The 12,836-nt window shown below is 65.3% G+C and carries 10 protein-coding genes; 7 read left to right on the top strand and 3 right to left on the bottom strand.

Annotation, left to right across the window (positions count from 1 at the left end):
* The first annotated feature begins 15 nt into the window (after positions 1 to 15).
* The 7 genes from ACQR1L_RS13180 to ACQR1L_RS13210 all read left to right on the top strand — a co-directional run bounded on the left by ACQR1L_RS13180 (position 16) and on the right by ACQR1L_RS13210 (position 8,397).
* Positions 16 to 1,185, top strand: coding sequence for a M20 aminoacylase family protein (locus ACQR1L_RS13180; RefSeq protein ID WP_434858394.1), 1,170 nt, complete (start codon positions 16 to 18; stop codon positions 1,183 to 1,185).
* A 497-nt stretch (positions 1,186 to 1,682) separates the two neighbouring features.
* Positions 1,683 to 2,042, top strand: coding sequence for a hypothetical protein (locus ACQR1L_RS13185; RefSeq protein ID WP_434858395.1), 360 nt, complete (start codon positions 1,683 to 1,685; stop codon positions 2,040 to 2,042).
* Between the two features lie 260 nt (positions 2,043 to 2,302).
* The gene (locus tag ACQR1L_RS13190; RefSeq protein WP_434858396.1) at positions 2,303 to 3,334 is read left to right on the top strand and encodes an aKG-HExxH-type peptide beta-hydroxylase; all 1,032 of its coding nucleotides are present in this window, start codon (positions 2,303 to 2,305) and stop codon (positions 3,332 to 3,334) included.
* The gene (locus ACQR1L_RS13195) at positions 3,331 to 4,536 is read left to right on the top strand and encodes a radical SAM protein (RefSeq protein WP_434858397.1); all 1,206 of its coding nucleotides are present in this window, start codon (positions 3,331 to 3,333) and stop codon (positions 4,534 to 4,536) included. Before ACQR1L_RS13190 ends, ACQR1L_RS13195 begins: the two co-directional genes overlap by 4 nt.
* Before the next feature lie 90 nt (positions 4,537 to 4,626).
* Positions 4,627 to 5,742, top strand: coding sequence for an aKG-HExxH-type peptide beta-hydroxylase (locus tag ACQR1L_RS13200; RefSeq protein ID WP_434858398.1), 1,116 nt, complete (start codon positions 4,627 to 4,629; stop codon positions 5,740 to 5,742).
* Between the two features lie 13 nt (positions 5,743 to 5,755).
* The gene (locus tag ACQR1L_RS13205; RefSeq protein WP_434858399.1) at positions 5,756 to 7,042 is read left to right on the top strand and encodes a YcaO-like family protein; all 1,287 of its coding nucleotides are present in this window, start codon (positions 5,756 to 5,758) and stop codon (positions 7,040 to 7,042) included.
* Positions 7,039 to 8,397: a TfuA-like protein gene (locus tag ACQR1L_RS13210; RefSeq protein ID WP_434858400.1), complete on the top strand. Its 1,359-nt coding sequence runs from the start codon at positions 7,039 to 7,041 to the stop codon at positions 8,395 to 8,397. The genes ACQR1L_RS13205 and ACQR1L_RS13210 overlap by 4 nt, the downstream gene beginning before the upstream one ends.
* Positions 8,398 to 8,471: 74 nt before the next feature.
* Here ACQR1L_RS13210 and ACQR1L_RS13215 read toward each other — a convergent pair whose 3' ends face one another.
* The 3 genes from ACQR1L_RS13215 to ACQR1L_RS13225 form a co-directional block, all read right to left on the bottom strand.
* Positions 8,472 to 9,740: a TIGR02281 family clan AA aspartic protease gene (locus ACQR1L_RS13215; protein WP_434858401.1), complete on the bottom strand. Its 1,269-nt coding sequence runs from the start codon at positions 9,738 to 9,740 to the stop codon at positions 8,472 to 8,474.
* 208 nt (positions 9,741 to 9,948) lie between these two features.
* The gene (locus ACQR1L_RS13220; RefSeq protein WP_434858402.1) at positions 9,949 to 11,430 is read right to left on the bottom strand and encodes a UdgX family uracil-DNA binding protein; all 1,482 of its coding nucleotides are present in this window, start codon (positions 11,428 to 11,430) and stop codon (positions 9,949 to 9,951) included.
* A 104-nt stretch (positions 11,431 to 11,534) separates the two neighbouring features.
* Positions 11,535 to 12,773, bottom strand: coding sequence for a putative DNA modification/repair radical SAM protein (locus tag ACQR1L_RS13225; RefSeq protein WP_434858403.1), 1,239 nt, complete (start codon positions 12,771 to 12,773; stop codon positions 11,535 to 11,537).
* Positions 12,774 to 12,836 lie beyond the last annotated feature (63 nt).

Raw genomic sequence — 12,836 nt, forward strand, 5'->3', positions numbered from 1 at the left:
GTTACGAGATTTCCCATGCCCATCGTCAACCGCGTCGCCGATCTGCAGCCCGATATCCAGGCCTGGCGGCGGGATATCCATTCGCATCCCGAGCTGCTCTATGAGGTGCACCGGACCGCGGCCTTTGTGGCCGACCGGCTGCGCGAGTTCGGCTGCGACGAGGTGGTGACCGGTCTCGGCAAGACGGGCGTGGTCGGCGTCATCAAGGGCCGCAAGCCCGGCAATGGCGATGTGAAGGTGCTCGGCCTGCGCGCCGACATGGATGCGCTGCCGATCGAAGAGATCACCGGGCTGCCTTATGCCTCCAAGGTCCCGGGCATGATGCACGCCTGCGGCCATGACGGCCACACCGCGATGCTACTCGGCGCCGCGCGTTATCTCGCCGAAACCCGCAACTTTGCCGGCGAGGTCGCCGTGATCTTTCAGCCCGCCGAGGAGGGTGGCGGCGGCGCCGATGCGATGATCAAGGATGGCCTGATCGAGCGCTTCAAAATCGACCAGGTCTACGGCATGCACAACGGCCCCGGCCTGCCGGTTGGCGCCTTCGCCATCCGCCAGGGGCCGCTGATGGCCTCCACCGATTCGGTCGACATCACCATCGAGGGCCATGGCGGCCACGCCGCCAAGCCGCACAACTGCATCGACTCGCTGATGGTCGGCGCCCAGCTCGTCACCGCGTTGCAGCAGGTCGTCGCCCGCAACGTCGATCCGCTGGAGGCGGCGGTGCTGTCGATCTGCGAGTTCCACGCCGGCAATGCCCGCAATGTGATTCCGCACAGCGCGGTGCTGCGCGGCACGGTGCGCACGCTGACGCCGAAGGTGCGCGAGCTGATGGAAAAGCGCGTGCGCGAGGTCGTCGCCGGCGTCGCCCAGATGACGGGCGCCAAGATCGACCTGGCCTACACCCGCGGCTATCCCGTGGTGGTCAATCACGCCGAGCAGACCGAGATCGCGATCCGCGCCGCCAAGGAAGTCGCGGGCGATGCCAACGTGCACGAGATGCCGCCGATGATGGGCGGCGAGGATTTTGCCTACATGCTCGAAGCCCGCCCCGGCGCCTTCATCTTCGTCGGCAACGGCGACAGCGCCGGTCTGCATCATCCGGCGTACAACTTCAACGACGAGGCGATCGTCTACGGCACCTCGTTCTTCATCAAGGTGGTCGAGAACACGCTGGCGGCGTAAGCCGCAACGCGCGGCGACACGCTCGTCGTCGCCGCATCGCTCCGACAGGATCGAAGGCCCGCGCGGAATGCGCGGGCCTTTTTTGCATCTTTATGCACGTTGATCTTCACGACTCGAGAGTGAGGCGCGGGGCGCGGCGGCGGGAACCGGATGCGACAAGATGTCATGCGACGAGCGCCAAAGACTCGATCTGCCGATGCGCAAGGCCGATCAATGGCGTGAGCTGATTGCAGTGCGTCACAGTGGTGGCAATCAGCAGGTGTATCTGAATGACTACTCTATTGTGCACCTAATAGCTTCATGTTAGCGTTTCACGACTTCGACGTTTCTGAGCATGAAGACATCGGCGAAGTCGTGAGCGTAGCAAAACGACGCTAAGGCCAGCTCAAGTGTTGCAGTCCTGTGAGTTCGGGGCGCGAAATCACAGGCGTGTACCGGGACGGTGCTATTTCCTTTCTGAATGAATGGCGGTTCTCAACCGACTGGGAGTTTTAGGAATGGCTGATCGCGATCCGGCGGAAATGCGCAAGAAGGTCGATCTGGCGCTGAAATCCGTAGTTGACTCCGAAATTGCAAGAGCGGCCCTCAAGGTCGACCAAATAGCCGATGGGGGCGTTCCGTTCTCGCGCGGTGCGATCTTCAGCAAGACCAATCCCTTCTCGCGCGGCATCGTCTTCAGCCGCCTCGCTGCGATGGAGCGTTTCGACGAAATGGAACGCGAAATCGCCAGCGACCCAGCCGTTCTCGGTGCGCTCGCGGAGCGCCTCACGCAGGTGAGAGCCGTGAAGGAGCTGAAGGGCCAATTCAGCCTGTCGCAGTCACCGGCCGCGCAGAAGTTGACACGCCGAACCGAATAATCGCCGGCAGGCCATCTGCCGACCAGAGCCTCGCACTCCGATCGTCTGATCTGACGTTGTTCCGATCTGCGTCGGGGTGAGCGCGCTCTGCCGCTTGGAGGATGCATGACGGACGCTGTCCCGTCATGCATCGATCCTCGCAATGCGCAATGGCTGATCTTTCTCGTCTTTGTTGAGGCCCGCATCGGTTGCGGTCCCGCCCGCGCGGCGGGCGCATCGCGGCCGGCTGCGTCATTGAAGTGGCGGAGGCATGCTCGATCATGAGTGACGCGTGGACCTGGCGGCCGTCGAAATCGGCTTGGCATGAGAAGCTCGGCGACAAGATCCTGCGATGGCAGCCGGAGGAACGTCTCGGCCTGGATTGCGCGCCGCTGAAGGCGTCGCTGATGGAGGCCAATGCGCGTGAGGCAAACTGGCTTCGCCATCCCTGCATGAATGCGATCACCTACGAGGGACATGACAAGAGTCCGCAGCGCGATCTCCAGGCCGCGATCTGGACGGCGGCCAATGCGACGACGGAATCCACGTCGCTGACGACGTCGGAGCCCCTGACCTTATGGTCTCCGGTCGGCGGCTATCGCATCGAGGCCGGCGCCTATGACCTTAACGAGCTCGCCGCGCTGCTGCCGATGAAAGAGTGGCCCTATGACATATCGGTCGACGTCGGTTGTCACTCTCTTGGATTTCCGATCCCCGATACCTGGGCCGAGCACGGCGATCTGTCGGACGACGAGCAGGCCCAGATGATGCGAGAGGTCACGAACTCGCTCGAGATCCTCGTGACCGCGGCGAAGAAGTTTCCCGACTGCGTGAATTGGGTGTCGGATGTGACGCGGGTGCTGATCCCGCTGCGCAGCAGCGAGCGATCGTATTTCCGCAGCGGATCGCAGGCCGACGTGCCGGGAATGGTCTATGCCGATCTGTTCGGCGGCCTGATGCAGGTGATGGAGGCGATCGTCCACGAATCCGCTCATCTTCACCTCTTCATGGCCGAAGCGTCGGGACCCCTGGTCGATCCGCAGCACCACGACCGCTACGCCTCGCCGCTGCGGCCGGAGCCGAGACCGTTGCGCGGGATCCTGCTGGCCTTCCACGCCATCGCCTATATCTGTGCCTTCTATCGCGAGGCCGAGAGGAAGGGGTTCGGCGCATATCCCGAGTTCGATGCCGAACTCGGCAATATGCTCACCAAGCTCAAGGAAGCGCAGGTCGTGCTGGACGGCGCGCGGCCGTTCCTCACCGAGCATGGCCGCATCTTCGTCGATCGCACCGCTGAGATCGCCTACCAATGACGGACGGTCCCCATCTCCATTTCGTGTTCAAGGTCGCGTCGCGTTGCAATCTGAACTGCTCCTATTGCTACGTCTACAACAAGGGCGACAACACCTGGAAGGAGCGCCCCGCGATCATGGACGACGATGTCGTCGACATCGCGATCGAGCGCATCCGCCGTCACTGCCTGAGAACAGGACAGAGCTATCTGACGATCACCTTTCACGGCGGAGAGCCCTGCCTGGTCAAGCAGGAGCGTTTCAGCTCCTGGTGCCGGGCCATCAAGGAGAGGCTCGCCGGCGTCGCGCGGGTGCAGCTCTGCATGCAGACCAACGGCACCTTGCTCGACGACGGGTGGGCCGAGATCATCAAGAGGTTCGACATCGACGTCGGCATCAGCATCGACGGAACCCCCGACGTGCACGACTCCCTGCGTGTCGATCATGGCGGACGCGGCTCCTATCGCGACGTCGAGCAGGGGCTCGCGGTGCTGCGCAGGGCAGGAATTCCGCTGCGGTTCCTCTCCGTGATCCAGCTCGGTGCGAACGGCGCCGAGGTGCATCGCCACCTCACCAGTTTAGGTCCGGCCTCGATCGACTACCTCCTGCCGGACTATACCCACGACACCATCGGTGCCGTTCGCGACCGCTATGGACCCACGCCATGCGCCGATTTCCTGATCCCGATCTTCGAGGATTGGTGGCGCGAGGGCACTCTGGATCTTCGCATCAAGATCTTCTGGAACATCGCTTGGCTGGTGCAGGGCGGCGAGAGCCGCATCGACATGCTCGGCAACCAGCCCCTAACATTCCTGTTCGTGAACACCGACGGCGAGATCGAAGGGCTCGACGTGCTGCGTGTCTGCTACGACGGTGCCGCCCGCACCGGCCTCAATGTCCGGACCTCCGACTTCATGGACGTCCGGAACGCCGGCGCGTTTCATCGCGCCGCCGTGTTCGACGGCATGAAGCGGCCCGACGGCTGCAGCGCATGCCGTGAACGGGACACCTGCGCGGGCGGCTATCTTCCGCATCGCTATTCGTCCCAGACGGAGTTCAACAATCCGTCCGTGTGGTGTGCCGACCTTCTGAAGCTGTTCGATCATGTCCGTGAACGGCTGGGCACCTCGGTCGAGGAGACCAGGCTCCGGCGGGCGCATTTCATGGATGCGGCGATGCGGCAGGCCATGAGGTTTCAGCATGATGCGCCGACGACCGGCTGACGCCGGATCGCGATCGTCGGACTTGCGCGCCGATATGAGAGCCGGCGGAAGCGGCCCGGTCGAAGGAGTCTTGCGGAAGGAGTTTGCACGATGACGATCACCCAGATGCCTGACGTCCTGCGCTGGAACGACTATGAGGCGGTGTGTGACGGCGTGCTCGCCACCTATGGCGACCGGCTCGCGGAGAAGATGGGCGAAGCGCTGGGCGAGATCTGCCGCAGCGATCCGGCGCGCGGAGAGCAACTGCGCAGCCTGATCGATCGGGTGGCGGACGAGGGCTTCATGCGGGTGCTCGACGCCCCCGAGACCTCGTTCCGCCTGCTGTCGACCCCGGGCCGCCGCTCCGATGACGAGGAGCCGTTCCTGTCCGCTTCGTTCCTGGCAGAGGCCCTGCGCCAGGGCCTCGACATCAGCGCCGACCGGGAGGTCTGGACCGCGCTCGGCGATCGCGGCTATTCGCCCACGGGGAGCTGCATCTGGCCGCAGGTCGAGGGCATGCCCGTCACCGACTATGGCAGCCCGCATGCGGTCAGCGTCGATCTGTCGGGGCAGGACAGGCCGGACCCGCCGTCACGTCCGGCGTTTTCCGAGGTCGAGATCGACCGGCTTCATCAGTTGTTGCAACGGTCACGGTCTGCGCTCGAGCGAACCGAGGCGGGGCTTCCCCGTTTCGTCACGCGCTTCAACATCGCGCTCATCCTGCAGAAGGATCCGGAGAGTCCCACCAGCTTCTCGTCGGGATCGAATGGCTACTATATCGGACGCACCTTCCTGGCCAATCCGCATCTTCCGGAGATCGACGAAGCCCACATCGCCGATGCGCTGGTCCATGAAGGCATTCATGCGCTGCTCTATATGCAGGAGTACGAACAGCCCTGGTTCCTCGATCCCGCGGCCAAGGGATCGCTGCCGCGCATCACCTCGCCCTGGAGCGGCAGCCGGCTGCCATTCCCATCGTTCCTGCAGGCGTGTTTCGTCTGGTACGGGCTGCTGCATTTCTGGAGCCTGGCGATGCAGTCCGGCGCGTTCGAGCCGGGTGTCGCGATCAAGCGCATCCAGCTCTGCCTGCGCGGTTTCTGCAGGCAGCCGCTGCTCGACAGCATCGCCGGATATTCCTCGGTGGTCGATGCCGACGTCCAGAGGGCGATCGAGACGATGCAGAACGTGGTCGTCGGCGCCTTTGCCGATGTTCGCCACGCGGGCTGAGGGAGGGCTGTGGATGGGATCGACAGCGCTGCATCGGGACCGCCTCGCTCGTCCGGTCGAAAAGGCCTTTCGGTCGGGAACGCAACGCTCGGTGCCGCCGTCGCAGACGGTCGAGCGCGTGCGTCCTTTCCTGGGCGAGATGGGCATCACCCGCGTCGCCGATGTCACCGGTCTCGATCGCGTCGGCATTCCCGTGACGATGGTCTGCCGGCCCAATTCGCGCTCGGTGTCGGTGTCGCAGGGCAAGGGGCTCACCCTGGATGCCGCCAAGGCGTCGGGACTGATGGAATCCATCGAGCTGTTTCATGCCGAGACGATCACCCTGCCGCTGAAGCTCGCAACCTATGCCGAGCTGATCCGCGACCACGACGTGGTCGAGGTCGCCGACCTGCCGTTGATTGCCGGCGGCCACTTTCATCCCGATCTGCAGATGCTGTGGATCGAGGGGCGCGATCTGATCGCGGACACCGACATCTGGGTGCCGTTCGAGATGGTGAACCTCTCGACATCGCGGCCCGAAATGCCGGCGGGCAGCTTCATCTCCTCGTCTAACGGCCTCGCGTCCGGCAATCAGCTGATCGAGGCGCTGTTGCACGGCATCTGCGAGGTCGTCGAGCGCGATGCGACCACGCTCTGGCATCTGCGCAGTCCTTCGGAGCAGCAGGGCCGCCGCATCGCCCTCGATACGGTTCGGGACGACGGCAACAGGCGGCTTCTGGAGATGTGCGAGCGCGCGGGTCTCGACGTCGTCGCGTGGGACATCAGCTCCGATGTCGGACTGGCAGTCTGCCAATGTCTGATCTTCGATCGTGACGAGGAACTGGGGCGAGATCTCTATGCGGCGCTGGGGATGGGAGCGCATCTGTCGCCGGAGATCGCCTTCCTGCGCGCGCTGACCGAAGCCGCGCAGAGCCGGCTGACGCTGATCGCGGGGGCGCGCGATGACGTGTTTCGGGAGGAGTATGACGAGAAGGCCTTGGCGGCGCAATTTCTCGACGAGCAGCGGGCGCTGCTGCGAAGCCGTCCGCCGACGCGAAGCCTGCGCGCCGCTCCGTCGCTGGCGTCGGACACGTTCAACGGCGATCTCGCGATGGTGCTCGAACGGTTGCAATCGGCCGGGATCCGGCAGGTGATCGCGGTCGATCTCACCAAGAGCAGGTTCGACATTCCCGTGGCGCGGGTCATCATTCCGGGGCTCGAGACTTTCGACAAGAATCCCGACTACAGCCCCGGCCGGAGGGCGCGAAGCTTTGCCGCCGATCAGATCTCGCGGCAGCAGGCGGCGGGGGGGCCGCAATGACTTGCATCGTGTTCACCGGGCCCACATTGCATCCGCGCGATGCGGCGCTCGAATTTGAGGCCGAGTATCTGCCGCCGGTGCAGCAGGGCGACGTCTACCGCGCCGCGCTGAAGAAGCCCGCCGCCATCGGCATTATCGACGGCTATTTCGAGCAGGTGCCGTCGGTGTGGCACAAGGAGATCCTGTGGGCGATGGCGAACGGCATCCATGTGTTCGGCAGCGCCAGCATGGGCGCCCTGCGTGCGGCCGAGCTGTGTGCGTTCGGCATGGAGGGGGTCGGCAAGGTGTTCGCGGCCTATCGCGACGGCCTGTTCGAGGCCGATGACGAGGTGGCACTGATCCATGGGCCGGCGGAGCTCGGCTTCCCCGCGCTGTCGGAGCCGCTGGTCAATATGCGCTTCACCTTGCGGAAGGCGGTGACGCATGGCGTGATCTCGGAGACGTCACGGCTGATCCTGGAGACGCTTGCCCAGGCGAGCTTCTATCCGGAGCGCAGCTATCCGGCCCTGCTGCACAGCGCGCGCGCCGATGGCCGGCTGGCCGCGCGGGATATCGATGCGCTCGAGGCCTGGCTGCCGGACCATCGCATCGATCAGAAGCGCGAGGATGCGCTGGAGATGCTGCGGACGATGCGGCGCCGGATGGCCGATGAGGTGAAGCCCAAGACGGTCGACTATGCGTTCGAGCACACGCAATTGTGGGACGGGCTGATGCGGGACGCGGAGCGATCGGCGGCCGCTTCGCCGGAGGCCGCGGGGATGGACGGAACGCCTCAACTGATGGACGAGCTGCGGCTGTTGGCTGTGCGCGGCAGCGACCTCTCGGAGAAGGCCATCGCGCGTTCTCTTGCTGCATCGGAAGCCAGGCGCCGCGGCATCAGGGTCGACGCGCAGGCGGTGAGCGCCGAGATCATCAGGTTTCGCCAGAGCAGGGACCTGATGGACCCGGCCCAGCTCGAGGCGTGGATCGCGCGCAACGGAATGAGCCGGTCCGAATTCCTGGAGCTGATGCTGGATGAAGCGCGCATTCGATCGTTCAAGAAGGGGCTCAACGGTTCCGGTCTGAGCGCGCTGGTCGACTGGGTGAAGATCGACGGCCGTTTCGAGGAATTGGTGACGCGCGCGCGCGACAAATGCGACGTGTTGAAACAGACGGAGCTCGACCGCGGCGACGGCAGTCCGGCCGACCATGGCCTGAGCGAGGACGAACTGATGGCCCGCTATCTGCCTGCCGTCGCGGACGATGGCGATAGCCAGGATGACTCGGAACTGGCCCGGTCGCTGGGGTTTTCCGATCGCGCAGCCCTGATCCAGGCCTTGCTGCGCGAGCATGTCTACCTGTCGCGCAGGGCCTGAGGGCGGAGTTGCGAGGGACGGCGGGAATCGGTCGATCCGCGGATCGCGCGGGCCGGCAGCGGGCCGCCGCGCCATTACTGCTCGGCCAGCGTCTTCGCCTTGAGCTGGATCTCGCGCTCCGAGATGACGACCGTGAAGCGGCTCAGGAACGACATGCCGAGCAGGCCGTCGACGCCATCGCCGATGCTCTTGCTGGCGATGATGGTGGGAACGCTGGAGGCGGAGACGCCGGCCAGCTTGACGCTGTCGACAGTCGCCAGATTGGCCGAGGTGGTGCCGTTGGCGGTCTGGATTTCGACCGGGTCGGTCTTGAACATCTGCGGCTTGGCCTTGTCGGCGAAGCCGCGGGTGAGCATGACGAAGCTCGCGCCGGTGTCGATGATGAAGGTGCCGGTGACACCGTTGATCTGCACCTTGGCGGTGGAGACGCCGTTGGAGCGGCGGGGGATGCGCGCGGTGCCGGTCGCATAGGCCTGGCTGCAATTGCCCTTGACGGCCAGCGCGGCGATGCGGCGGAGCAGCGGCTGGGTCGAACGTTTTTCGCTGTCCAAGGCGATATAGGTCTGGATCGGGCCGATCGCCTCGCAGGGACGGTCGAGCTTCTCGTAGCTGTCGGACATGCTGGTGAAGACGTCCGACACGATCAGCTTCGCGTCCGGCATCAGGCTGATGAGCGTCGTATAGTCGTCGATCGACGCTGCATAGCGCTTCAGCGCCTGCTCGGACCGGGCGCGGATCACATAGGGCTTCTGCACCTCGGGGCGGCGCCCGATGACGTCGGAGCTCAGCCTGATCGCCTTCTCGTAGTCGCCGAGCAGATAATACAGCTCGCCGGCGCGCCCGCGCTCGGCGGTGCTTTCCGGGCAACTGTCGGAAAAGCCGTTCAAGAGGTCGGCGGCCGCCCGGGTCTCGCGGCGTTCCTCGAGGGCGACGGAGGCCTGGAAGACGGTCTGCTTGTCGCACGGCTCCTTCTGCAGCATCGCGAGCAGGCCATTGAGCTTGGCGCCGCTCTCGATGCCCGGAGGAAGCGGCGCCAGGCCATAGCGCTGATAGAGGCCGGTGAATCTGCTTTCCAGTTTGACGTCCGGCGCCGCCGCCGGCCGGTCGGGCTCGGCGACCGCGGAGGTGCGGAAGGTCTGGATGACCTGGTCGACAGGCGCAGCGAAGTCCGGCCGCAGCAGATACAGGCTGCCGCCGCCGATCGCTGCGGCCGTGATCAGCCCGAGAAAGATCCGCGGCAGCACGCTGCGCCGCTCGATGAATTCGGTCGTACGATGGTCGCCGGGCTTGAAGTCAGGGGTTGGCGTCGCTGTCCGGCTGTCCGCCGCTTGATCGTTCGTCATCGCCCAGTCTCGACCCCAACCTCATGCGCGACCATGGTCGCGCCATCCCCACACACCTGTGAATGCCGAACGCGGTTCCCGAGATCAAGCAGGACGAGAATGTCGCCCGGGCGCGCGGCGATCTCGATCAGCCCATGGTTGCATTGTCGAGGCGAGACGATGGAGGAAAATGGACCGAACGGCGGGCAGGGGGAGGCTGGGGCCGCCGTTACGCCGCCTGCGCGCGCTTGAGCGCAGCCGCGGCGATCTTCAAATCCTTGACGAACAGCTCGTACTCCCGCGCCTTGGCGTCCGCATCGGGCAGCCGGAGCAAATAGGACGGGTGCACCGTGATCATCGCCTGGGGGCCCTCAGCCAGGTCGACGATATGGCCCCGGTTCTTGGTGACCTGGGTGATCTTGCCGAACACCGCCTGCGCGGCGGTCGCGCCCATCGCGACCACCAGGGCCGGGCGGACGGCGGCGAGCTCGCGCTCGTACCAGGGACGGCAGGCCTTGATCTCCGGCGTGGCCGGCTTCTGGTGCAGCCGGATCTTGCCGCGCGGCACGAACTTGAAGTGCTTGACGGCATTGGTGACGTAGACCTTGGAGCGGTCGATGCCGGCCTCTTCCAGGGCGCGGTCGAGCATCTGGCCGGCCGGGCCGACGAAGGGATGGCCGGCGAGGTCCTCCTTGTCGCCGGGCTGTTCGCCGACCAGCATCAGTGGCGCATGCTCAGGGCCTTCGCCGAACACGGTCTGCGTGGCGTCCTTCCACAGCGGGCAGGCGCGGCAGGCGGCAGCCTCTTCACGCAAGGTCTGAAGATCGGTCGCCTCGACATCACGTGAGGTCTGAGCAGCAGGCGCGGGCGCTTTCGGCTTGCGGGTCATCGCGGTCTCCTCGACGCGTTTCTGCGGCTTGTGCGGTTCGGTGCCGGGCTCTGCGATCATCACGGAGGTGCGCCGGCTGGCTTCGGCGATCAGCGGCTGGATCAGCCTGGCCTCAGGCAGGTTCTGCCAATATTTCTTCGGCATCTCCTTTTCCATCGCCTTCACTTTCAGCCGTGCCGGATTGAAAATGCTGGCGTAATAGCGAAGCCACACCTCTTCGAGCCGGTCTTCGGTCGGCGCTTCAGCCTTGCTCACACCCGGTGTGAAGGAGACGTGGCTGCCGTCCCAATGCGCGCAGAGTTCGGGCGTCAGGATCGACCAGGGCATGTCGGCGAAGCGGCGGGCGAAGAACGGAGCTGCGCGTTCGACGATGTGGTGCTCCGGCTCGAACCAGGCGACATAGCGCGCCTCGCGCTCGCGGCCGACCTCGCGGAAGCGGACGAAGGCGTGCATCTTGTGGACGTCGCGGCGCACGGCGCGGGCAAGCGCGTTGGCCTGGGCGACATCGGGATCGGTCGCGATGTCCATGAGATCGTGGTTGGTGCGCAGACGCCAGAGCAACCGGTAGAGCAGGGCGAAGCGGTTGGAATCGCTGTGCAGAATCGCGCTCTCGGCGAGCTCCATGAAGCTCGCCGGCACCGAGAACGCGCCCTTCGGGACATCGGGGAGCCGTGTCTCCGACTGATCGTCGAACAGATCCGCCGCCGCGCCCTTCACCCGCCAGCTCACATCGGCCGCCCTGACGTCGTTCATCGCCAGCGCCCGCGCCGCCTTGCGCCAGCCATCGAAATCGGTGTCGCTGTCGAGTGTTACGACGTGCATCTGTCTCCTTACGTCATTGCGAGGAGCGGAGCGACGAAGCAATCCAGAGTCGTCGTGTCGCCCCTGGATTGCTTCGGGCTTCGCCCCTCGCAATGACGACTTGGCTAAAATCCAAATCCGAGCTGCTGCGGTTTCGGCTGCAGCCGGGCCCTGAGGCTGGCGCCGTCCAGCAAGGACGGCGACGGCCGGTGGTCCGAGAGAACGATGAACGGCAGCGCCTTGTTCCGGATGACGTTGAGCTGGGCCAGATCCGCGAAGCGGATCGTGGTGGTGCGTCGGGTGGCGAGGATGCGCTGGACGGTGCGGGTGCCGAAGCCGGGCACGCGCAGCAGCTCCTCGCGGCTGGCGGTGTTGATGTCGAGCGGGAAGCGGTCGCGGTGGCGCAGCGCCCAGGCGAGCTTGGGGTCGATGTCGAGCGGCAGCATGCCTTCGTTCTCCTCGACGATCTCCTCGGCGTCGAAGCCGTAGAACCGCATCAGCCAGTCGGCCTGGTACAGCCGGTGCTCGCGCACGAGGGGCGGGGCCTGCAACGGCAGCGCGCGGCTGGCATCGGGAATCGGGCTGAAGGCCGAGTAATAGACCCGCTTGAGCTTGTAGGCGCCGTACAGATTGGCCGAGGTCGACAGGATGGTGCGGTCGTTGGCGGCATCGGCGCCGACGATCATCTGCGTGCTCTGGCCGGCCGGCGCGAAGCGCGGCGGCCGGGCGCGGCGCACCGTCTTCTTCGCCTCCGCCGTCTCGTCGAGCTTGAGCCGCAGGCGGCCCATGGTGCGGCGGATCGCGCGCTGGTCCTTCTCCGGCGCGAGCCTGGTCAGGCTGTCCTCGAGCGGCGTCTCGATGTTGATGCTGAGCCGGTCGGCATATCTGCCGGCCTCGGCGATCAGCGCCTCGTCGGCCTCCGGAATTGTCTTCAGATGGATGTAGCCGCGGAAGCGATGCTCCTCGCGCAGCTTGCGCGCGACGGAGACGACCTGCTCCATCGTGTAGTCGGGACTGCGGATGATGCCCGACGACAGGAACAGCCCCTCGATGTAGTTGCGGCGATAGAAGTCGATCGTGAGCTTCACCACCTCGTCGACCGTGAAGCGGGCGCGCGGCACGTTGGAGGAGGCGCGGTTGACGCAATACAGGCAGTCGAAGTTGCAGGCATTGGTCAGCAAAATCTTGAGAAGCGAGATGCAGCGTCCGTCCGGCGCATAGGAGTGGCAGATGCCCATGCCCGGCGAAGTCGAGCCGAGCCCCTTGCCGTCACGGGAATCCCGCATCTCCGTACCGCTGGAGGCGCAGGACGCGTCGTACTTGGCGGCATCGGCCAGGATCTCCAGTTTGCGCAGCAGCTCCATGCTTTTGAATCCCTTTGATTCCACTCGTTGAATCCGGACCGGGTCAATCCCGATTGACTCTCT

Origin of the sequence: Bradyrhizobium sp. HKCCYLR20261, from assembly GCF_051168435.1 — a bacterium.
GTDB lineage: Bacteria > Pseudomonadota > Alphaproteobacteria > Rhizobiales > Xanthobacteraceae > Bradyrhizobium.